Source organism: Paenibacillus sp. GQ49 (genome assembly GCF_059759055.1).
Window position 1 is genome coordinate 83,245 of sequence record NZ_JCAXEL010000013.1, and the last position, 22,210, is coordinate 105,454.

Annotated in this window: 21 protein-coding genes; 2 read left to right on the forward strand and 19 right to left on the reverse strand. The window is 46.3% G+C overall.

Annotated features, from left to right (window positions below; translation table 11 throughout):
* The first annotated feature begins 102 nt into the window (after positions 1-102).
* The gene (locus AC6CIF_RS21085; protein WP_498201428.1) at positions 103-1,146 is read left to right on the forward strand and encodes a helix-turn-helix transcriptional regulator; all 1,044 of its coding nucleotides are present in this window, start codon (positions 103-105) and stop codon (positions 1,144-1,146) included.
* A gap of 130 nt (positions 1,147-1,276) precedes the next feature.
* On the opposite strand, the gene AC6CIF_RS21090 is transcribed toward AC6CIF_RS21085, so the two are convergent.
* Positions 1,277-3,349: a beta-galactosidase gene (locus tag AC6CIF_RS21090; RefSeq protein WP_498201429.1), complete on the reverse strand. Its 2,073-nt coding sequence runs from the start codon at positions 3,347-3,349 to the stop codon at positions 1,277-1,279.
* A gap of 176 nt (positions 3,350-3,525) precedes the next feature.
* Between AC6CIF_RS21090 and AC6CIF_RS21095 the strand changes: the two genes are divergently transcribed.
* On the forward strand, positions 3,526-4,383 hold the full coding sequence (locus tag AC6CIF_RS21095) for a helix-turn-helix transcriptional regulator (protein WP_076211195.1): 858 nt from the start codon (positions 3,526-3,528) through the stop codon (positions 4,381-4,383).
* A 78-nt stretch (positions 4,384-4,461) separates the two neighbouring features.
* On the opposite strand, the gene AC6CIF_RS21100 is transcribed toward AC6CIF_RS21095, so the two are convergent.
* The 18 genes from AC6CIF_RS21100 to AC6CIF_RS21185 all read right to left on the reverse strand — a co-directional run bounded on the left by AC6CIF_RS21100 (position 4,462) and on the right by AC6CIF_RS21185 (position 22,168).
* The gene (locus AC6CIF_RS21100) at positions 4,462-4,695 is read right to left on the reverse strand and encodes a helix-turn-helix domain-containing protein (RefSeq protein WP_076211193.1); all 234 of its coding nucleotides are present in this window, start codon (positions 4,693-4,695) and stop codon (positions 4,462-4,464) included.
* Between the two features lie 9 nt (positions 4,696-4,704).
* The gene (locus AC6CIF_RS21105) at positions 4,705-5,181 is read right to left on the reverse strand and encodes a DUF2975 domain-containing protein (protein WP_076211191.1); all 477 of its coding nucleotides are present in this window, start codon (positions 5,179-5,181) and stop codon (positions 4,705-4,707) included.
* 206 nt (positions 5,182-5,387) lie between these two features.
* A complete protein-coding gene (locus AC6CIF_RS21110; RefSeq protein WP_179088522.1) occupies positions 5,388-5,723 on the reverse strand; it encodes a DUF3024 domain-containing protein in 336 nt (111 codons plus the stop codon).
* Between the two features lie 43 nt (positions 5,724-5,766).
* Positions 5,767-6,036 (reverse strand): 30S ribosomal protein S14, encoded by a 270-nt coding sequence (rpsN, locus tag AC6CIF_RS21115; RefSeq protein WP_036605831.1) that lies wholly within the window; start codon positions 6,034-6,036, stop codon positions 5,767-5,769.
* Positions 6,037-6,315: 279 nt separating this feature from the next.
* Positions 6,316-7,512: a GTP-binding protein gene (locus AC6CIF_RS21120; RefSeq protein WP_498201430.1), complete on the reverse strand. Its 1,197-nt coding sequence runs from the start codon at positions 7,510-7,512 to the stop codon at positions 6,316-6,318.
* 235 nt (positions 7,513-7,747) lie between these two features.
* Entirely contained in the window at positions 7,748-8,980 is a 1,233-nt protein-coding gene (gene cntE, locus AC6CIF_RS21125; RefSeq protein WP_498201431.1) for a staphylopine family metallophore export MFS transporter CntE, read from the reverse strand.
* Positions 8,981-9,009: 29 nt separating this feature from the next.
* Complete coding sequence (gene cntE / locus AC6CIF_RS21130; RefSeq protein WP_498201432.1) at positions 9,010-10,203, reverse strand: staphylopine family metallophore export MFS transporter CntE; 1,194 nt, start codon at positions 10,201-10,203, stop codon at positions 9,010-9,012.
* A 13-nt stretch (positions 10,204-10,216) separates the two neighbouring features.
* Positions 10,217-10,963, reverse strand: coding sequence for an ABC transporter ATP-binding protein (locus AC6CIF_RS21135; RefSeq protein WP_498201433.1), 747 nt, complete (start codon positions 10,961-10,963; stop codon positions 10,217-10,219).
* Positions 10,964-11,773, reverse strand: coding sequence for a staphylopine uptake ABC transporter ATP-binding protein CntD (gene cntD / locus AC6CIF_RS21140; protein WP_498201434.1), 810 nt, complete (start codon positions 11,771-11,773; stop codon positions 10,964-10,966).
* Positions 11,754-12,641 carry a staphylopine uptake ABC transporter permease subunit CntC gene (gene cntC / locus AC6CIF_RS21145; protein ID WP_498201435.1) on the reverse strand — a complete coding sequence of 296 codons (888 nt, stop codon included), beginning with the start codon at positions 12,639-12,641 and terminating at the stop codon, positions 11,754-11,756. The genes cntD and cntC overlap by 20 nt, the downstream gene beginning before the upstream one ends.
* A complete protein-coding gene (gene opp1B, locus AC6CIF_RS21150) occupies positions 12,641-13,573 on the reverse strand; it encodes a nickel/cobalt ABC transporter permease (RefSeq protein WP_076211175.1) in 933 nt (310 codons plus the stop codon). The genes cntC and opp1B overlap by 1 nt, the downstream gene beginning before the upstream one ends.
* Before the next feature lie 78 nt (positions 13,574-13,651).
* Positions 13,652-15,280 (reverse strand): staphylopine-dependent metal ABC transporter substrate-binding lipoprotein, encoded by a 1,629-nt coding sequence (cntA, locus tag AC6CIF_RS21155; protein ID WP_498201436.1) that lies wholly within the window; start codon positions 15,278-15,280, stop codon positions 13,652-13,654.
* 238 nt (positions 15,281-15,518) lie between these two features.
* Positions 15,519-16,805, reverse strand: a complete 1,287-nt coding sequence (locus AC6CIF_RS21160; protein ID WP_498201437.1) for an opine metallophore biosynthesis dehydrogenase — start codon at positions 16,803-16,805, stop codon at positions 15,519-15,521.
* Positions 16,806-16,871: 66 nt separating this feature from the next.
* Positions 16,872-17,666 (reverse strand): SAM-dependent methyltransferase, encoded by a 795-nt coding sequence (locus tag AC6CIF_RS21165; RefSeq protein ID WP_498201438.1) that lies wholly within the window; start codon positions 17,664-17,666, stop codon positions 16,872-16,874.
* Positions 17,667-17,709: 43 nt separating this feature from the next.
* The gene (locus tag AC6CIF_RS21170) at positions 17,710-18,570 is read right to left on the reverse strand and encodes a histidine racemase CntK family protein (protein WP_498201439.1); all 861 of its coding nucleotides are present in this window, start codon (positions 18,568-18,570) and stop codon (positions 17,710-17,712) included.
* A 332-nt stretch (positions 18,571-18,902) separates the two neighbouring features.
* Positions 18,903-20,129 carry an amidohydrolase gene (locus tag AC6CIF_RS21175; RefSeq protein WP_498201440.1) on the reverse strand — a complete coding sequence of 409 codons (1,227 nt, stop codon included), beginning with the start codon at positions 20,127-20,129 and terminating at the stop codon, positions 18,903-18,905.
* A gap of 50 nt (positions 20,130-20,179) precedes the next feature.
* Positions 20,180-21,241 (reverse strand): LLM class flavin-dependent oxidoreductase, encoded by a 1,062-nt coding sequence (locus tag AC6CIF_RS21180; RefSeq protein ID WP_498201441.1) that lies wholly within the window; start codon positions 21,239-21,241, stop codon positions 20,180-20,182.
* A gap of 54 nt (positions 21,242-21,295) precedes the next feature.
* Complete coding sequence (locus AC6CIF_RS21185) at positions 21,296-22,168, reverse strand: LysR family transcriptional regulator (protein WP_076253264.1); 873 nt, start codon at positions 22,166-22,168, stop codon at positions 21,296-21,298.
* Positions 22,169-22,210: the final 42 nt, after the last annotated feature.

Genomic DNA, 22,210 nt, shown 5'->3' on the forward strand with positions numbered 1-22,210 from the left:
GTGTTCTCAGGTTTATGGCATCCCTCAATTAATGATATAGTACAAGAAACATTCATAACAAAACCATCATTGCTCTATACCTTTGAAGGAGGATCTTCACTTATGACGGAGGAGCAATCCTACACAACCGAAGAAATATCCAAGCTGCTCAAAATATCGAAACTGACGGTCTATGACCTGATCAAAAAAGGAGACCTCGTCGCATACCGTGTGGGTAAACAAATGCGGATTGATGCTACCGATCTGGAGGCATATAAACGTCGCTCCAAGCAACTTCAGTCCTCAGGTCAGCGTATCCCGACTCCTCATCAGACCTCGGAATCAGGGACTCAGCCAAGTCAGGGTGATTTTCAGGGAACTTCCTTACAATCGACTACACCCGTTGGGTCTCCACATGGGATTACTCCAGCGAGTTCTGCTCATGCAATGACTGCTGTACCACGGCATCTGGTCATAACAGGTCAGGATGTCAGTCTGGATATTCTAATGCGCCATATGGAAAAACAAACTCGGGACATTCGTCCGCTACGTTCGTTCATGGGTAGTCTGGATGGGCTTATCTCGATGTATCGCGGTGAGTCCGATCTGGTCAGCACCCATCTGCTCGACGGAGATACCGGTGAGTATAATCTGCCGTATATTCGCAAAATTCTGACAGGACGATCTTATGTTGTGGTGAACTTGCTATCACGTCCTGCCGGACTGTACGTACAGCGTGGTAATCCGCAGAACTTACAGAATTGGACCGATCTGAGCAAGCCTGAGCTTCGACTCGCTAATCGGGAGATAGGTTCTGGCGCGCGTGTATTGCTGGATGAGCAACTTCGACTGCATGGAATTCCTGCCGCAGGTCTGATCGGATATCAAGTCGAAGAAACCAGTCACATGGGCGTGGCGGCCAAAGTCAGTTCAGGTGAAGCTGATGTCGGAGTTGGCATTGAGAAGGCTGCGCGACTTGTGGGACAGGTTGATTTTATCCCGCTCATTCAGGAACGTTATGATCTGGTCATGCTGAGGAAGCAAGGTAATGAAGCCTGGACAGAATCTGTACTGCGAATTCTCCAATCGCCGGAGTTCAGACAGGAACTGCAATCATTCGAGGGATATGATGTATCCCGGACAGGTGAGATTTTGTACGAAGCATAGTTATACCAAATGTAGACAATAACAGCCCATACTCATCGTGTATTCAACATTACATCCTGCATATATAAAACGCCTTGCAATGGCTGCAAGGCGTTTTTGGTGTTTCTTTCTATATATATGAATGAATTTCTTAATGTGGCAAATCGATCTCAAAAATGAACACACCATACGCGGGCATGTTGATCTCATTCTGAAGTGTTGTACCTGACAGTAACTCTTTTGCTTGCTTCTTAAGCTTGATAGCCAATTGTTGATCCGAGTAGTTGAGTAAAAATACATAAGCTTTATCCTTACCGGAACGGATACCAAGCTCAACTTCGGACGGTACCTCTACCAGATCACCCACAGGTGAAGATAGCCCTATTTCATCCAGGAGAGCGTCTACGACCGGTTCATTGTAAGCCGCTCCATAATACCATACTTGCCCCTGACCTACCGTACGTTTGGTCAATGCAGGACTACCTGCATAATATTCGGATGCATACTCAGCCACAACCTGTACGTCAGCATGCTCCACATGAAGAACTTCGTTAAATCCGGCCGTTGACGTTCCCTCCTGAAGTCGCTCACTCGCCCCACTCCATTGCAGTCTGGCTGCTGGAATGGTTCCTTTGATTAAGGTAAAGTCCTCTACGGTTACACCACACAACTCAGCGACAGCCCCAGGGAACGGTCTCATGTAACAATGCCCCTTGAGATCCTTATATCCGGTGCGAGCACCAAAAAACAGCGTGCCTCCTTGACTGACATAGGCTTGCAGAAGTTCTGCTGTCTCGTCTGTCATGATGGCCGGATGAGCATAGATGATCACCTTATATTCGGATAACTCCTCCAGTGTTGTCGTTGGTTGCAGTGTAACCATGTCCGTCGGAATATGACGATACTGGAGCTGCTTATACCAGGAGCGTACACTCTGTTGCTGAAGCGGACCGTGCCACTCGTCCAACTCCCCGTCCCACAGGTTATCGTAATCCTGTAGGATCGCAACATCGGCTTGATATGTAGTGCCTGCAATAACACGCCCGATCTTGGCAAACTCTTCCCCTACTTGCGCAACCTCGCGTACCCTTCTGTTGGGTTGATTATGGTAATCATTGATGCCATGCCAGTACATCTCGGTGCCAAATGTTGCCGTCCGCCAGCGGAAGTAGACGAGCAGATCTGTTCCGTGAAGAACAGATTGATATGACCATAATCGGATCTGCCCCGGTCTCGGAGTTCCCATGCCTATACTGTCGACCCAGCCTCCCGGCCCAGACTGTTGTTCCATGACGCAGAAGTTCGGTGACATATTGCGTACGTTGGACAGTTTCATGCTCCAGGCCCGATCTTGTAATGAGTTATCGTCTGTCCCTGGGAAGATCGTGGCAAACTGCGGATACGAATCATAAGAGAAGAAATCCAATAAATCCTCTGTCATTTCATGATTATCCAAGTGTCCAAACGTACCGTTTGTTGTGATCCAATGTTCCGGGTCCAGTTCGCGAATGATGTCCACCTGAAGCTTGGCAAATGAAATGGTATTGGCGGAGATGAATCTCTTTTCATCTAGTGCCAAATGAGGATTTGGCGATTGGCTGACCATATTTCGGGTAAGGTGAACTTGCTCCCAGTCAGTATAGGTCTGACTCCAGAAAACGGTTCCCCATGCTTGGTTCAGGTTCTCCAACGATTCATAACGATCCTTTAACCATTCACGGAAGGCGACATGGTCAGCCTCAGCATAGAAAACATCCATATGACAATTGAATTCGTTATCGATCTGCCAGCCAATAAGAGCCGGATGATCTTTATAGGCAATCACCATATTGCGCACGATTTTCTCACATTTCTGTCTGTAGATTGGGCTGCTGTAATTGGTATGACGCCGCATACCGTGTTGATACAACACCCCGTCCTTATTTGCGTTTAATACTTCAGAATATTTGGATGTTAACCATGCTGGTGGAGTTGCAGTGGGTGTTCCCAAAATAACACTCAAACCGTATTGATGCGCCAGATCCAGTGCCTTTTGGAAAAAACTAAAATCGAACTGGTCTTCTTCTGGTTCAAAGATGGACCATGCGAATTCAGCCATCCGAATAACTGTGATATTCATCTCTTTCATTCTGCGGAAATCGTCCTCCCACAACGCTTCCGACCAGTGCTCAGGGTAATAACAGACCCCCATTTTCAATTCATCCAATTGGATTGATTTTGCCACCTTTAATTGCCCCCTTAACCTGCCATATTGCCTCCATTCTATTGGAACCTTCACATATAATAAATGACAAGATTATGCGACTTATAATAAAATATTGTCATTGCCTGAATATTCAAATAACAGTGGGATGAATTCATTTCAGTTCACTACATAAAAATATTGCGTTCAAACGGAGGATGCACGTGAAAGAACACATCTTTCTCCCCAAGCCGATTTTTCCCAGACATGTATGCTTTCCCGATTTTATTGGAGGATACAGTGACTTTCCGAAACATCGTGTACATCGAGAATATGGCACAACCGAAATCAACTTGGATCAATGCTACAATTTGCACCTTGTCCTGGACGGTAAAGGATTCCTGGATACGGGAACCACTTGTTATGAGCTAACACGAGGGCAGGGATTCCTCTATGGTCCCGGTCTCAGACAAACCTACTACTCAGATTTGGATGATCCTTGGAGTATTCGTTGGATTCACTTCTACGGAATTCGTCTCGAAGAACTGTTAAATGGAAAAGGCGTTGACGAGCCCTGGCTATTTCAATGTTCCAACTTCCCGGTGGTTACCGCGCTCATGGATCGATTACTGGAGCTAGGAAGAGGCTATCAGGTGGAGGACGAGCACAGTGTGGCAGCTACACTATATGAACTTCTGACCCGATTGCAATCCGCAGCGAGCCAAATTAATGTTTCGCTCAATCACACTTCAGAGCGAATTCGAGAAGCAGGGAATTATATTCGTTCCCATAGTAACGAGCACATTACACTAGACCACGCTGCCGGGATTGCCGGATACAGTACAACATACTTTAGCCGAAAGTTCAGTCAGACGTTTGGAATCTCTTTCCCGGAATTCCTCTTGGAATCCAGACTACTACATGCGAAACAACTGCTCGCAACAACCAACCTTTCCATTAAACAAATTACACTGGAAACGGGATTTTCACAGTCAAGCTACTTCATCCGCTGTTTTAAAACCCAGGAAAACGTAACACCTATGCAATTTCGAATGATGCACAATCATTCGTTATAGGCATGGCACGTATTTCTTGATCAAGACGACGTAAAAGAAGACTCTGCATACAACATGCAGAGTCTTCGTCGGTCATTTTTATAAATGCTCATTCGTATCTTCGTCCTCGTCAGCCTTATATTCCAATATATCTCCAGGCTGACAATCCAGTGCTTTACAGATGGCATCCAGAGTGGATAAACGGATCGCTTTTGCTTTTCCTGTTTTTAATATGGAAATATTGGCGATCGTGATCTCAACTCTCTCGGCAAGCTCGGTAACTGTCATTTTCCGCTTTGCCAACATCACATCAATATTGATTATAATGGCCATATATTCACCTCAGACCACTAGGTCATTTTCTGATTTGATATCAATCGCTTCCTGTAACAATCTTTGGAGCACAGCGGAAAATACTGCAATGACCAATGAAGCAAAAACAGGAACCATCCCCATAAGAATGAGGCCTGGGGCATCATCTTTCTCTGCGACAACATAAACAAATGGCAACATCACAAAATAGAGACTACTGATTACAATAGCACAATATTTTATTGTTTTTAAGGATTTCACTGACATTAGAGAGAATGCTTCATTTTTGTCGATGTAACTTAGCAGACGGAATGCCTGGTACAGTGCAACAATAAACGGAATAACGGACACATACATAATAATCACTATGGGGTATAGTGCACCTGCATAATTCGGATTCACTGGATTGTTCGCTAACCAGGGTATGCCGAATATACACAAGGCAAGAATGGGAACACCAATAAGCAACACAGCCAATTTTAAAAAGAGGGTCGTACCTCGCTTCACAAAAAGCACCTCACTTGTTTTAAGTGATATGAATTTATCACATCATTTATCGTTTTACAATAAATTTTTATTGCAAAACAGATTTTATTTATTTTTTGTCCATTAAGGAAGGAAGACCAAAAGATCGCCCCCTCTTTGCTTCAATGTTTCTTGGACACAAAAAAAGCCCAAAGATAGCCACTGCATGTGGTTATCTTTGAACTCGCTCATGTACGCCAGAACAGCCCCGCCTCATCCCGTTCCACCTGTTCAAGCACATTCTCAAAATCGGAACAAGGTGTAATAACATCTACCGGATTCCAGCTGCTATGTTCATCTCTGGCATACACTTTCCACTGATTTTCTTCCCAGTAAAATCGGGCAATATGCATCTTGTCCCATTGATACCGTTCCTCGGCGGGTCTTTCTTCGGTCAAGATCAATTCATTGTCATTCATCTCATATGTCAACTTCACCATCGTACGCAGTGGCGCAGGTACCTTCTCGTGAATATATCCGTTCATTACCGACTGAATTCTTCGTAACGTAAACGAGTCCAGCATGAACATGCACATCCTTTCAGCAAAATACCACCCTTTGATCATTTTACCAACTGGATTTTGTTACCCCAGGAATCTGACCTTGATGAGCCAGTTCTCTGAACTTAATTCGAGATACCTTGAACTTGCGTAGATAACCCCGCGGGCGACCTGTCACTTCACAACGGTTCTTCAAACGAGTTGGAGATGCATTCCGTGGCAATTTCTGCAATGCTTCATAATCCCCTTTTTCCTTCAGCTCCCGGCGCAGGTCCGCATATTTTGCCACGATCGCCTGACGTTGCTTCTCACGTACCACTTTTGATTTTTTAGCCATGAATGACAGCTCCTTTATCCATTGAATTTATGTTTATTTATCTAAATAAATTGAATTAAAGAATATTTACACTACACACTCCGATGACAGAACAACCTTCCGATCGCTGTTATCCCCAGATTTTTTTGATTCCTTTTATAAAGGGTAAATCCGGGGATAAAGGCGAACGCTCCGCTTCTTCAGGTTCTTTCTGTCCTCTCCGTTTTGTGTAAATGTTATTTCAATTTATATAGATGTGCTTATACAACGCTACTCCCAATGCAAACATCAACTTCCGAATTATACGCCTTCCACAGGCCATGGCAGCGGATTGTCGAAATGGCCCCAGTCAGCCAGCATTTCTTCATCACTAAGCAGGCACTGGTCCAGCTCGTCTTCAATGCTCGCACGTTCCATTTCGATTCCGATCATGACAAGCTCCGTCTGACGATCTCCCCACTGGGCATCCCATTTCTCCAGAACATCCGGTTCGTTACGTAAAATCTCTTCTTTGTCCGCTTCCGGCAACGCCGCGACCCAATGTCCCGCAGGACCGAACTGAATGGATGGCCCTGCCTGACTGAGGCTTGCAGCAACATCCCCTTCAGCCGCGAGCCATACCAAACCTTTGGCACGTACCACTTCTTCCGGCCAGTAACTCATGAACTCAGCCAGACGGGAAGGATGGAATGGCTTTCTGCGACGATAAACGAAGGAACCAATGCCATACTCCTCCGTTTCCGGTGTGTGCGACTCCTTCTCCAGTTCCTGAATCCATCCAGCGGACATGCTCACTTTCTCAAAATCAAAGCGGCCTGTATTCAGAATCTCAGATGGATTCACCTGTCCATTCTCAGTCCGAATGATCTTGGCGTTAGGCTGTAACTTGCGGATGATGCCTTCCAGCTTGTTCAGCTCGGTGTCATCGACCAGATCACATTTGTTCAGTAGCAGCACATCACAGGTTTCGATCTGATCGATCAACAAGTCTACGACGTCACGGGTGTCCTCATCTCCAGTTGCCTGATTACGATCCAGAAGACTCTGTCCTGATCCAAAATCATGCCAGAATCGATTGGCATCCACCACCGTTACCAGACAATCCAATCGGGCCAGGCGAGTCAGATCAATACCCGACTCCTCATCGGCGTATGTAAAGGTCTGTGCAACTGGAACAGGTTCACTGATGCCCGTGGATTCGATCAAAATATAGTCATACTTGCCTTCGTTCACCAACTTCTCAATCTCTTGCATCAGATCATCACGCAAGGTGCAGCAGATACAACCGTTCGACAACTCCACCAACTTCTCTTCGGTTCGAGACAAGGTTGCCTCCCCCTTGACCAGTGCAGCATCAATGTTCACCTCACTCATGTCGTTGACAATCACCGCAACTTTGAGCCCCTGTCTGTTGTTCAACACATGATTCAAAACCGTTGTTTTCCCTGAACCGAGGTAACCACTCAGTACGGTTACCGGAACTTGCTTTTGTGTCATAGAAATCTACTCCTTATATGTGCAGTCTGTGTAATCCAGACCTTAATAGTAATTATTACGATTAACAACATTGACTATAATCCTGTTTCACGGTCGTTGTCAAACTATTTTTGATTTCAACCTGCAAAAAAACAAAAAAAGGCTGATGACCAGCCCTTGCACTTTCGCATCCTGAGGATACGTTTTGGCAAGAAGTGAGTCATAAACCTCCTCTGTAAATGTTCTTTAGTTCAATTTATATAGCCACCCCAGATCTGGCCTTATTGCCGGCTTCCATGCGTTGCCTGAACACCAACACCAGAAGCATAGCCGCAATAGAGAGCATCGTGCAGATCATAAACATGGTCGAATATGAACTCACCTGTACAATAAGTCCCATCGCCAGTCCACCCAGAGAGAATCCAAGGTCATACGAGGACATGAAGATCCCCATGAGTACATATCTGGAATCCGCAGGCAGCACAAAAGACAGATATGTGGTTAATGTCGGGTACAACAATGCCAGGGCAAAGCCGCTAAACACCGCAGAAAGATACACCAGTGGCCCGATAATCTCCAATAGACTAAGCAACTGGGTTCCCAGTGCTGCACACAGCATTAATCCTGCCATCAGCCAGGTATTCCAGCTACCGTCAGACGGAATTTTTTTACGCAAAATAAACCTGCACAGGATCACAACCAATCCCTGTATCGTCAGAAATACCCCTGCACTCGCCATTCCGGTGGATACCATATACAGGGGAAGAAAGGTCGCTGTCGCCCCAAAGACACAGGACGCAAACAACATCACCACACTGCTAATCAGCAGTGGCGTACTGCGCCAGATGCCGCCGAATGAACGAAACATATCACCCAAGGTGTACGATTTGTTCTGCACGGTACTCCGCGGCAGATCCACATTATACCCGATCAGAAGTGGCAGCGCCGCCAGTCCGATCATCAGCAGCGTAAACGCCAGATCACTGGCATTTTCCCAGATTTGTATGGCGAGGATCGGAATGACCAGAGAAGGAACCATCGTAAACAGGGTGTACATGGACAGCCCTTGTGCCCGGTCCTTGTCCTCCAGCTTTTCCACAATGCCTGCCTGCATCGTCATGGAGAAAAAGGCCGTAGCTACCCCTTGCAGGGCTCGCAACCACAGATATGTCTCCACACCAAAAACAACAAACAGCAGCAACGTCCCGGCATGCAAAAGCAATAACCATTGCATCACTCGAAGCGGCCCATGCTTACCCAGCAACTGCGCTGCAAAAGGTCTCAAGAGCATACAGGTGAACATATATGCCCCCATCATCAGACCAATCTCGGCCTGATTTAATCCAGCGGCCTCACTTCTCAGAGGCAGAATAATCGTCAAAGCTGAATTTGCCGCAAAAAATAAAAAGGCCAGCATATAAAACCGGATAAACGAAATGGATACCGGATTTAATTTTCCATTGGATGTTGCCGTCATTGAAGCCTTCAAACGTTCGTCACCACTTTCTCTCCTGGCAGTCAACTCACAGATGTACCTGTCACGGGTCTTCGCCGTTCATAGGCAAAAACGATCATTACCGCTCCTAGGATAGCACAGATCATGTACATAAATGAATAGGAAGAGAAGTCAGCAACCGGTCCCATAACGACACCGCCCAGAGAAACGCCCAGATCTGCCGTCGCTATAAATAATCCAATCAGCACATTTCGATTAAGCTGTGGCAACACAAAGGATAAATAGGTGGTTAACGTCGGATACAGGATAGATTGAGCTATTCCCATCAATATCGCCCCCACATAGAAAAAAACAGCTCCTCCTGTTATCGAAAAGCTTACACACAGCGCAGCCACTGCCAAAAGAAACATCGTTCCCATAATAAATGGAGCGTGCCATTTTCCGTCCGAAGGGATTTTTTTCCGAAGCATAATCCGGGCTAGCACTACGGTTCCTGCTTGAAGCATCAGATAGATACCCGCATTACCGCTTGGCAGTTGGCCGGCATATAAAGGAATAAAGGTCGTAACCGCTCCGAATACAACGGAGGCACTAAGCATCAATACACTACATTTGAACAGGAACGGATTTTTAACCAGCTGACTAAAGGATTGGTATACGCCTACGTTCTGAGCAGGAACATTTTCGGCTGGCTGCTCCGTGCTCTTGTCCATTTTGGCGCTATATCCAAACACGCCTGTACAGATGGCAATACCAATCAGAACCACTGTAAAATAATCCATTCCTCCTGTCTGCCAAATTCCCAATGCAAGAACAGGACCCACAATGCCCGGTATATAGCTAAATAACGAATAATATGAAATGCCCTGAGAACGATCTTTCTCCGGGAGGGCATCGATAATGCCGATCTGTAACGCCATGGAGAAGAAAGCGGTCGATACCCCTTGTAAAATACGAGCGACCAAATAGCCACCGAGTCCCGTAAACGTATATAAAATCAGGGCAAATCCGTTGACGATCAGGATAAAGCGTAATACTTTGATCGGCCCTTTTTTTTGAATGATATGACCTGCCCATGGCCTAAAAAACATCGTTGTAAACATGTAGGCTCCCATGATTAGCCCGATGGTTGTACTGCTGGCGCCCAGGGATTCCCCCTGTAAAGGGATAATTACATTGAGAATAGCATTTGCACTAAAATATAAAAGAACCAGTATGTACAAACGCAGAAAAGGCCAAGACATCGCTCCACTCACAATGGGTTTCCCCCTAAAATGTAATTAAATGCTTCAACAATTTCTTCGCATATTCGGATTGGACATCCTTGAGTTGCCCAATCGGGACCACTTCCTCAATCTGACCCTCTCTAAAAATAATGACCCGGTCGCAAATATAGGCTGCCGCCTGAATATCATGCGTGATAAACACATAACTCATCTTGTAGATTTCCTTTAATTGTTTTAACAATTGCAGCACCTGGATCTGAACAGACACATCCAGAGAACTGATGGCTTCATCCAATAAAATACATTTTGGTGCTGTGGAAATGGCTCTTGCAATACATACTCTCTGAGCCTCTCCTCCGGATAATTCATGAGGATATTTCCGTCTGTAGGACGGGTCCAATCCAACTTGATATAACAACTCATCAACCTTGCTTTGCATATTTTGCTGAACCTTTTTTTGAGCCTTCAAGGGCTCGATGATCGCTTCTTCAACGTTAAAGAACGGATTAATGGACGACGTATAATTTTGAAATACCGCACTGATGTTTCCCATTCTCACACTGCGATCCTTCACGTTTTTCCCCTCAAACAAAATAGTTCCTCGATCCGGCTTTTCAATGCCCAGGATCAACCGTCCCAAGGTGGACTTGCCACTTCCACTTTCACCGATAATGCCGAGACATTCACCATGATAGCATTCAAATGCAACATTCTTCAGAACCTGCTGTCTTTGTTTGGAAAACAGCCCGCTCTGTCTATAGGATTTCTCAATGCCATCCACCTTCAGCACTTATAACCCCTCCTGCATCAATTTCTTGAAATGGTTGCTCAGCTCCAGTCGGGTAGACACTAAATATTGGGTATATGCATGTTCCGGTTCTGAAAACACGGACTGAATATCTCCTCTTTCGACAATAGCTCCGTCCTTCATGACCATAACTTCGTCCGCAATTTTCTGCACCACACCGAGATCATGTGATATAAACATCATCGAACATCCCATGCGTTCGCGTAATTGAATCAATTGTTCAACGACCTCGTACTGAGAGATCGTATCCAGCGCCGTTGTCGGTTCATCCGCAATAATCATATCCGGCTCCAACACCAGTGCCAGCGCGATCATAATTCGCTGCAGCATCCCGCCAGACAGTTCGTGCGGGTATTGATTCAGGATGTCTTGCGGATTTTTCAACATGACGCTTTCCATGGCATTTTTTATTTTCCGCTCAATCTCCCGGGTATTCCAGCCAAAATGTTCCTGAAGTGTCTCCATGATATGAACACCAATCACACAGGAAGGATCAAATGCACTCATGCCATTTTGCAAAATCAGGCAGAGATTTCTTCCTCTTTTTTTTCTCATCTCTTTTTCAGTAAGCTGGTTCAGATTCTCACCTTTGAATAAAATGGTTCCAGATTGGTGAAGCCACGCTTTATTCAATCGAATAATGGACCTGCACGTCACGGACTTGCCACTCCCGCTCTCCCCCACAATGGCCAGACAGCTTCCTTGCTTTACCTGAAATGAACTATCATGAATAATAACTTTGCCTGTACGCGTATCCCATACTTTCAAATTTTCAACCTCTACTATATTCATAAGCCGCTTGTCCCACCTCTTTCTTGCGAACTTTGCCTTGATAGGTCATTAATTTGGGATCCAAAGCAACCTGAAGTGCATCCGACAGAAAATTAAAAGCGGACACCACAATGACAATGGCCAAGCCAGGTGCCAACATTAATTCAGGTCTGGAGAACATGACCTCCCTTGCCTCGTTTAACATCATGCCCCATTCAGCATGGGGAGCCTGAATGCCGAGTCCGAGAAAGGAGAGCCCCGAGATCTGCAGCATCATCGAACACATGGAACCACTTGAGATCACCGCGATATCGGCAAATGTAACCGGAACAATGTGCTTGGTTATAATTCTCAGATTGGGCGTGCCAGAGGCTTTCGCAAATTTCACATAATCCATTTCGGAGAACTGCATCACAGAGGTGCGAATGACGCGGGCAAACCAGGCCCATTTCATGAATACAAAGGCAATTAAAATATTTTCCAGCCCTGCACCCAAAATGCCGACTACTGCCAAGGTCATGACATATCCAGGGAAGGACAGCATGATATCACAGATCCTCATAATCAAAGCATCTGTTTTCCCCTTAAAGTAACCCGCGATAAATCCGACAATAGCCCCAACAAAAACAGAGAAGCTCAATGCAACCAAGACCCATAAAACACTGGGACGAATACCGTAAATGAGCCTGGATAAAACACATCTGCCCAAGTGATCATTCCCTAACAGGTACTCCCAGGATGAAGATGCATATCGAAGCTTCATATTCACTGCCTCGGGGTCATGTGGTGCAAATAAAGGGGCAAATATGCCAGCAACAATAGTGACCACGATAATCGCCAATGATGTAATAGCCAGCTTGTCTTTGCTCAAATTTTTCAATATTCTCATCAGATATCCTTTCTCAACCTGGGATTCATCGCAGCATTGATGATGTCCGAAAGTGTATTAAACAACACAAACGTTACCGCCAAAATCAAAACATATGCCTGAATAATCGGGAAATCCCGACTTAGAATCGATCGCACGCTGAGTCTCCCGAGTCCCGGCCATGCAAACACATTTTCGATGACGACCGTGCTCCCGAGCACGATGGGGATCGCCATGCAAAATATTGACACTGCTACTTGAAGTGAGTTTCTTAAAATATGCAGGGTCACCTTTTTCTCGCTTAATCCGCTGGCTCTTCCATAGAGCACATAGTCCTCATTCAGATTGCTCAACATAGAACTTCGTACTGTTCTAAAATAAATGCCCGTGTAACTTACCGTAATCACAATCACCGGAAGGATATAACTTTTGTAGGAGTCCATCCCGCTGGTTGGCAACAGATCCAACTTGACAGAAAAGTACCAAATCATGATTGCCGCAAGCCAATAGGATGGCATCGCCGTGAGGAAAAAGGAGATGCCTCTTACCGATTTATCGATGACTTTCCCTTCTCTCATGGCACAGATCACGCCCAAAAGGATCGAGAACACAATAATAAAAATGGATGAGACCAGTGTTAACTTTAGCGTATTCAGAAAGGCCGGACCTACCATAGACCATACGGTTTCACCGGATACATAGGAATGGCCAAAGTCAAACTGCAATACGGCAATCATCCAGTTTATATACTGGATCATGAACGGTTTATCGAACCCTAATGCTTCATTGGTTTGGGCGATTAATTCATCTGTGATCTGGGGAACGTCCTGTGCCTGTAAGACCACTACGGCCGGGTCCAGAGGAGAGAGATTAATTAAAACAAACGTTATAAATGAAATAATGATCAGCAAAGGTATGGCCAGTAATATTCTTCTGACGATATAACTTCCCATATCCATCTCCTTTTCGGACGAATTCGAGTTTATTTACAAATAAAGGGGGGATTACCCTCCCCCCTATTGATGTCATTCCTATTTAAAATTCATCTGCTCAAATGGCAATTCATATTGAGTCTGCTTGAATGAAATTCCGTCCAGACTTTGGGGAGCCACTACCGTGACACGCCCGTTGGTAAGAGGAATAAATACCGCTTCGTCATGAACGATTTTCATAATATCCGCATATAACGCTTTTCTTGTTTCTTCATCTGTTGACACCATGACTTCCTCAATTTTTTTATACAATTCCTCTGCTTGGGGAAGGCCGCTTGTCGTATGTTTATAAGATGCATCCGAAGTAAACGCAGAGATTGTGCTCTGTGGGTCGTACGCGAGTCCCCAGGTCTGATTGAATAATAGATCATACTCACCGGTTGATCTTCTGTTTGCGATGGAAGTGGACTCCTCCCCAACAATTTCCACTTGCATCCCTATTCCTTTTAACGAATTTTGGATAAATTCTGCCTGTGTTTTTTGGGAAGAGGAGTTGCTGTCATAATACAAGTTCATGGCTAGAGACTTACCATTTTTCGTTCTCACAGCTTCACCATTCGCCAGCGTCCAACCCGAATTCTCCAAAAGTTGTTTCGCAGTTTCCGGATCATAATTGCGCCTTTTTAGGTCGACATCTGCGTAATTTACGTTGGATGAGAACAAGCTGTCCGCTACCGTTTGCGTTCCATCAAAAATATCGTTACTGATGCTTTCACGGTCGATGCCATACCATACAGCTTCACGAACAGCTTGATCTTGAACAGGGCTATCCATCTTGCTACTATTGGCTACGATCATGGCCGTATTCATAGGTTCACTTCGAACGATTTGATAATCGCCAGACTCAGCCAATTGATTCATCGCTTCAATATCAATGCTGTCTGCTCCCCGGTCATCGGTGAACACAAAGTTGATCTCTCCCTTTTGCAATGCCAAGAATGTTGTTTCTCCAGCAGGAAGAACCTTGGATGTGATCTTCTTGATTGCAGGTGCACCACCCCAGTAGGCCTCATTCGCTTCAAAGGTAGCATTCTCGTCGATTTTATGTCCTGTAAGCTTGTAGGGCCCTGTCCCGTTGAAACCACTTACTCCGTCTTTGGTTCCCCCATCCTTGAAATCCTTGGGCGAGATGAAGACGTAAGGTCTTGTCATGGACAATTCCACAAGTGCCGGATAATAGGCTTCCGACAGCGTCAGCTCCACCGTATGCTCATCGATAACTTTTACACTCGTGATTTTGGTAGACAGCTTGATCCATGCGTGTCTTTCGGCATTCGCCTGTACTGCATCGATATTTTGTTTAACCGCCTCTGCGTTGAACGGCTCTCCATCATGGAATTTCACATCTTGTCGCAGATGAAACGTATAGGTTTTGCCATCCTCGGAGATATCCCATGATTCCGCCAACAAAGGCTTGATCCCATCAACCGTGTTTTCAACCAAAGACTCGTATACCATCCCTTGGGCAGGCATCGAGCCGGGATACAGATGGGGGTTCATATCGTTAATATCCTTGGCAGAAGCATAGATAAGTTCTGTTTGTACTTGGCTATTGGCAGGCTCCGTTTGGGCGCTCTCTGTCTCTTTTGGGCTCTGTCCGCATCCGGCGAGCAGCGCAATGGCAGACACCAGCAATAGTATGGATGTAAAAGTAAGACCCTTTTTCACAACATTTCCTCCTGATGATTAAGTTACAAGCAGACCTTGTAGGTTACATCGGCAACTCCGATTGCAGTACCATCTTCCGATCGCTGTTATCCCCAGATTTTTTTGATTCTCTTTTCCAAAGAGAAAATCCGGTGATAAATGCGAACGCTTCGCTTCTTCAGATTGGTTCTGCACTCTCCGTTATGATGTAAACATCAGGTTCAACTTGATTAATTTGAGATGTAATTAACCCTATTACTCAAAGTCCGGTGCAGATCATGCGGATATCCTCGCCAAAGGATTGGATTACAAAGGCTTCGGACAAGCGTTGATTCGGGTGTGCGTCAGCTACTTCCTGAAGCTTCGCTTCATATCTGGCGATAAATTGATCAATGGTTGGACAGCTCACATCGAGATGTCTGGCTATGCCCTGAATGATTTTGATGCGATAGTAATCCTCCTTGGGCATGCGGGGGATGTCCAGTTCCCCTTCGCGGTTCATGAATGTTTGACGGAATGGGACTGCTGAAAAGTCAAAATATTTCCCTTCCGAGTCGGGTTCCGAGAATGGATCAATCAATAATGAGGTGTACCGTATGTATAATAAATACTCTTGATGAATGACCTGCAGCTGATTGAAACTCTCGATATCCTGACGTGATATACTCTCTAATCGAACCGGATAGTTGTCATCCGTCATGAATTGAAGCAGGTTGACTCCCTGAATATCAAGTCGGTCCGTAATATTCATAATTTCCTGCCACTGTGCCCGCATTTCCCGTATCAAAACTTGTGTAATCGGACCTTCAGGATACATTTTGTATACGCACTTCTGAATATCCGAAGCTCCAAAGATGGCCTCTAATGAGAAGTCATTCATGAACAAGGGCGGATGCACGTACAACGAGATATTTCTCGTTTCCGCTTCCAGTGGGGATCGCATCACTTCCAGCACAACACCCAAACGGTCATAAACTTGGCATAGCTTGCTGACCTGTTCAGACGGGTAAAGAGTAGAACCGATATAGACCTTTTTCTTAACCCCTGTAGTAATCACATGATTCGACGGATGTTCGTACATCCAACGGGTATCTCCAAGATAGGTAGAGAAACTGATCACTTCCGGCGCTGCATTCCGCTCTCTCATGTAATGGGTCACGAGTCGATTCGATCCAAACGTTGGAGAAATCAAAATGATACATTTCAGTTGTTTGATGAATTCATCATTCATTTGTTCCAATACATCGATATATGCATCGGTGGTAACCGCCAAAATGAGTGTGTCCCATTCCCCCTTAATGGTGTCATATCCCTTGAACACATGATCAACGACACATTCACCTTCGAGCGGTTGATGCTTCTCATTTTGAATGCTGACCTGAATACGCCCATTGCTCTGTTCGAGGGCTGAGAATACGGACGCTGAACGAACCGATTGTCTCCCTGCAATGCCTATACAGCAGTTGAGATGATCTTTGAGTGTTATCGCAAGCTGAATGGATGCAGGTCCGGTTCCGAGTATCAGAATTCGCTGAAGATTGCTCATATAAGCCTCCTATATTCAAAGTTCAATCTGTAATCCATTTGGACGCACTTGGATGCACTTGCATACCTATGCTTTTTGATACAACGCAATATCGAACACATCATCCGGGCGCAGGATCGTATCCACCAGCTTCCACTTGTTACTGTCCGTCTCTCTCATCGGATAATTGAACAAGGACTTCAACTGATCACCGTATCTCATGGCTACAACCACCTGTACATTCGTCAGGGCATGCAGTTGATCAAGCAGCTCATATTTAGGGGCTACGGTAGAGCTGAAAATAATATGGGTTGCTTCCCTTGTATAATCCAAATTCTCCAGCAATGTTGACTCCAAACGAATCTTCAAGCCTGCGCCCAGCGTCTCCACCACTTTTTGCCCGAGTGTAATGGACTCTTCATCAATATCGATTCCGACAACCTGTGCACCTGTTCGCTTGGCAATGAGTAATGGTGTCATGGGGAATGAACCGGAGCCTACCAGCAATACGTTGGAATCGGAGGTAACATGGAAGCTACCAAATTCTTTATCGATGCACTCTTCGATATTTTTGAAATAATCGGCAATCTGCACATCCCCGTTCTCTAACTTCAATGCACGATATTTCTCCATGATCGCCACACACAGGGCTGATTTATTTCTTAATTCCCATACAAGCGTATCCAGCTCTTCGAGCTCCGACTGCTCTAACTGTTCCCAGGCTGCCTTATTCTCCGGATCGGTCACAAAGCGGGAGTAGTCATTGATCACAGCCTCCAGCTCTGAACTATGCTGAATCGTATGATCATACTTACTCGCGAGCTTATCGAATTTCTCTGCAAATTCACTCAAACATGTCTGAAAATGAACCAAAGTGATCATTTCTTTTCCCCCTATACGTTGTCTCGATCATGTATCATGTACCTCATGCGTTTACAACGCTCCATTCTGCTGGAGCATCTATGAAGGCTTTGCCCTGTGCCACGATGCCAACCGATCCCTCAATCGTAATACTCCCAAGTTCTGCGCCATCCCACTGGGCTACCACTTTGATCGCACCACCGGGCTGCTTGATGTACTGCGTAATCTGCCTCTGCTGGCTCCATGCGAGATACGCTCCTACGGAGGCCGTACCCGAACCACACCCTCTTTCCCAGATCAGACTGTCCAGCTCCGGAACATAGATGAGTGGGGCCATTTCTTCCAAGTGTGATTGATATAACAAGATACCAATCAGCTTATCTCCAAGGGTTAGTCCCAGTAATCTTGCAAGGGTCTGTGCCCTCTTCTTCATCGTATCGTCGAAGTCATCAACTTCGATCACGATATGGATGAACTCAGCGTACCGGATGATCACCATATCGAGCTCGATGCCTTCATATCGGATTGTTCGTTGTTCGATCTGCTTCGGAATCGGCATGGTTACCTGACAGTCGTATTCGTTCTGCTGCTTCTTCACATGGCACATGATCAATTGGTCGGTTCCGGAAACCTCCAACATGATATCCATAGACTCCTGTTGTACCAGTCCTGCTTCAGATGCGAGGTGTGCTGCGAGTGCCATGCAGGCATTGCCACAGAACTCGCCTCCGGCCATTTCCAGATGGGCAGCAGCTTCCGGTCTCGTCGTTGGTTCAATGAATCCCACTTGTTCAGCGTAAACGTTATCATACGACATTAGGCGGGTCGCAATATGACTGTATTGCTCGGCTGCATGATCCGTTTTAACCAGAATCGTCATGTTTTGAGTGGGACTGAACTTGATAAAATCGATCTCCTGTTTCATCGCAGCGACTACTCCTGTTCTCCTTTTTTATCTAATAGTAATTATTACGATTAAACGTCGAGAAAAATATAGCACATCCTTTTGGAAAGCGTCAACAAATATTTCCATTTTAAAAAATAAAATTTCATAATACCTTTAGCTGCCCCTCCTGTAAGAAAACCCAAACAGAGCTGACGCTTATGCGCCAGCCCTAGCCATAACTACACCGTCTGATAAGATTCAACGAATCGTCGTTCCTACCTTGCTCTCACTTAAAAAGGGAATACGAAAAACGGTTGCCGTCGAACGGAACCGTTTCGATCTGGATATGATCCAGTGGTTCACTATACTCATCACTCTTGATGTGCTTGCACATTGTGCAGTGCCCGTTCAGCCAGTGCTGCCAGAAGATGTGCTCCCAGCGGCAGAGCCCGTTCATCCACATCAAAGCCAGGGTGATGCCACTCATGCGGGCCAGAGGTGCCCAGGAAGAGGAACAGGCCGGGAACTTCTTTTTGATAAAAGGAAAAGTCCTCACCTGCTGGAGAAGGTAGCGGTCTAACACTGTTTAATCCAATCTCACTTGCAACTTGCTCCGCCGCAGATGCCAGAGACTCATCATTGACCACGGCAGGTGGTCCCTGAATCCAGCGAACCGTAGCACGAGTGCCATATGCCGCCGCAACACCCGCTACTACCTGATTGAAACGCTCGCGAATCCGTGCACGCACTTTCTCATCAAAGGTACGCACTGTGCCATCGAGGATTGCTTCATCCGGAATGACGTTCCAGGCTGTGCCGCTGTGGAGCTTGGTGACACTGATTACAGCACTCTCCTGTGCTCCCACATTACGACTCACAATGGCCTGTAATGCCGTAACAATATGTGCAGCAACCACAATTGGATCAATGCCTGCTTCAGGCACGGCTGCATGGGTGCCTACACCTTCCACTTTGACAACAAAACCGTCTGCTGCTGCCATCAATGCGCCTTCTCGAATGCCCACCGTACCTACCTGGAGATCAGGCTTGTTATGCAACCCAAATACGGCCCGAACATCGGATAATGCGCCGCTCTGGATCACTTGCCGAGCACCCGTTGCTTTTTCCTCCGATGGCTGGAATATCAACCGTACTTTTCCCGGTAGAATGGACTCACGCTGTTTCAGTAATCGTGCAGCACCAATCAGAATTGCCGTGTGTGCGTCATGTCCGCATGCGTGCATCTTTCCATCTACCTGGGAGGCAAATTCCAGCTTTGTCTCTTCCTGAATGGGCAGTGCATCAATATCTGCTCTTAGGGCGACAACAGGACCGTCCCCTTGACCCACTTCAGCGACAAGCCCAGTCCGCAGCGCATATTCGTCTGCAATACGGACGCCTTCCTCTTCCAGCCAACTGCGAATGGCAGCTGTCGTCTCCTTTTCCTCGCCGGACAATTCCGGGTTACGATGCAGATGTCGTCGAATGGTGATTAAGCGTTCCGCGAATTCTTCCGCCCGTTCACCGTGAAGTTCATGCTCGTGGCCCTGTGCTTGTTGCTCAGAATGCTGCTTGGGCTGTTCCAGATCACTTTTCATCACATGGCCTCCCATTCGTATATATTCACTGCTATATTAACTGCCTAATTCTATCCGATTGCAGCTTCCTGTTCCTTGGATTCCAGTGCAAATTCACTTAGTCCCTGCTCTGCCAGAATCTCACGCAACAATTCGAATGAACGAATTCGCTTGGTAAAGTCCCGTGTAGCTGTAGTCACAATGAACTCTTCCACAGCAAACTCCTGCTGGAACTTCAGCAGTGCCTGACCTACGCTTTCCTTCGTACCCCGGGTCACACTTGGCTCCAAAATTTCGATCCGATAGGTTTCGTTTGATTGACGGCCGAATTCTTCCGCCTGTTCCACAGAACCAACCGTCAGCACCTTCCCACTCTCCAGATGAATCTTCACCAGCATATGCTCGCTCGCAAGTCCTTCCGCTTCTTCCTCACTCTCGGCCACAATTAACGATATGGCTAGTGCAGCGTAGGGCTCCCGTCCCTGGGAACGATCAAATTGTTCACGATATACACGGATCGCTTGAAGTGCTACCTCTATATTACTGTTAATGAACAGTGAAAAGACATATGGGAGTCCCAGTTCAGCAGCCATGCCTGCACTATCAACACTGGCTCCGAGCACGTACAGCTCCGCTGGAATGTCGGACAAGGGCGAGGCGCTGAGACCTGCAAGTGGATGTGATGGATCTTCAAGCGGCTCATTGTGGATGTATCGTTTCACCTGAACAATTTTCTCCTTCAGAGATGCGGCTTCCTGAATACCTTCCTGCAACGCCTGTGTCGAACGTGGTAACCCGCCTGGTGCACGACCGATTCCCAGGTCAACTCTTCCTGGTCCGAGCGCGGCGAGGATATTGAAATTCTCGGCGACTTTGTATGGACTATAATGCTGGAGCATTACTCCGCCAGACCCCAGCCGAATCCGCTTTGTATGCGCAAGCAAGTGGGAGATGAGTACTTCCGGGGAGGAACCTGCAACATGCCCTGAATCATGGTGCTCCGACACCCAGAACCGATGGAATCCAAGCTGCTCTGCCCGCTGTGCCAGCTCAATCGTATGCCGAAAAGCATCCACCGCCGTTTCCCCTTCATAGATGGGAGTCTGATCCAAAATGCCAACACGAATACTCATATCCTTCTCCTCCTTGATTGTGCTGAACCGCTGTTCTTGAATCTTACAAACAATCTATAACTTCCGCAGCAGTTCCCCGAAGGGCTCTGCCAATGGCGAATATTCTTCTTTTAAAGTAACGACGCTGATCTGCAACGATACACCTGCTACCTCATGTACCTGAATGGGGAATAGCTCCTGATTTTGCACTTCCTTCTTCACCGTGAGTCCCGGGAGAAAGGCAATGCCTGCCCCTTGCATAACCAGTTTCTTCGCCGTCTCCGAATTATCGACATGGTATGTAATATTCGGCGGATGTTCCAGCGAGTCGAAAGCCCGGTGAATGCGAAGCCAGTCCAGTGAACCACATTCAAAAAAGACCAGTTGCTCATTCCGGATAGCTTCCATGCTGACATGCCCGCTCTCAATGAATGGATGCCCTTTGTACACATAGAGCTGAATCGGATCTTCATAAAAAGCAACCGTACGGATCGCAGGATGCATGACCTTGCGCACAAAAGCAAGATCGATCTCCTGACCAAGCAGTTTGGCAATCAGCTGATCCGTCGTTGCGGTCGTCAATTTGATATTAATTTCGGGGTAAGCTTCCTTGATCTTGGGTAAAAAATCGGGAATGACATAGTTGGATACCGATACTGTACTACCAAGTCGAAGAGCATCCGGTGTTGATCGCCGTTGCTGAATCTTCTGCTTGCCCTTCTGAATCACTTGCAGCACTTGCTGCGCATATGGCAGGAATTTCCGACCTTCCTCTGTCAGCACAATTTGCTTGCCAAGCCGATCAAACAACTTGCAGCCCAGCTCCCTTTCCAGTGACTGAATGCGAGCTGTAACCGAAGGTTGGGACAAGAAGAGTACTTCAGCAGCCTTATTGAAGCTTCCATAATGATTGATATATACAAATGCTTCAATATTCTCGATATTCATGAGCGCCTCCGTATCCACGTCCGCAGACGTTTGATCTTATAT

Coding starts and splice junctions, on each gene's coding strand:
- AC6CIF_RS21170 (WP_498201439.1), bottom strand. CDS start 18,570: ATGAAACAGGAGATCGATTTTATCAAGTTCAGTCCCACTCAAAACATG.
- opp1B (WP_076211175.1), bottom strand. CDS start 13,573: ATGGGAAGTTATATCGTCAGAAGAATATTACTGGCCATACCTTTGCTG.
- rpsN (WP_036605831.1), bottom strand. CDS start 6,036: ATGGCTAAAAAATCAAAAGTGGTACGTGAGAAGCAACGTCAGGCGATC.
- AC6CIF_RS21180 (WP_498201441.1), bottom strand. CDS start 21,241: ATGAGTATTCGTGTTGGCATTTTGGATCAGACTCCCATCTATGAAGGG.
- AC6CIF_RS21095 (WP_076211195.1), top strand. CDS start 3,526: ATGCACGTGAAAGAACACATCTTTCTCCCCAAGCCGATTTTTCCCAGA.
- AC6CIF_RS21120 (WP_498201430.1), bottom strand. CDS start 7,512: ATGACACAAAAGCAAGTTCCGGTAACCGTACTGAGTGGTTACCTCGGT.
- AC6CIF_RS21085 (WP_498201428.1), top strand. CDS start 103: ATGACGGAGGAGCAATCCTACACAACCGAAGAAATATCCAAGCTGCTC.
- AC6CIF_RS21160 (WP_498201437.1), bottom strand. CDS start 16,805: ATGAGCAATCTTCAGCGAATTCTGATACTCGGAACCGGACCTGCATCC.
- AC6CIF_RS21165 (WP_498201438.1), bottom strand. CDS start 17,666: ATGATCACTTTGGTTCATTTTCAGACATGTTTGAGTGAATTTGCAGAG.
- AC6CIF_RS21185 (WP_076253264.1), bottom strand. CDS start 22,168: ATGAATATCGAGAATATTGAAGCATTTGTATATATCAATCATTATGGA.
- cntD (WP_498201434.1), bottom strand. CDS start 11,773: ATGAATATAGTAGAGGTTGAAAATTTGAAAGTATGGGATACGCGTACA.
- AC6CIF_RS21110 (WP_179088522.1), bottom strand. CDS start 5,723: ATGCTGGACTCGTTTACGTTACGAAGAATTCAGTCGGTAATGAACGGA.
- cntC (WP_498201435.1), bottom strand. CDS start 12,641: ATGAGAATATTGAAAAATTTGAGCAAAGACAAGCTGGCTATTACATCA.
- AC6CIF_RS21100 (WP_076211193.1), bottom strand. CDS start 4,695: ATGGCCATTATAATCAATATTGATGTGATGTTGGCAAAGCGGAAAATG.
- AC6CIF_RS21175 (WP_498201440.1), bottom strand. CDS start 20,129: ATGAAAAGTGATCTGGAACAGCCCAAGCAGCATTCTGAGCAACAAGCA.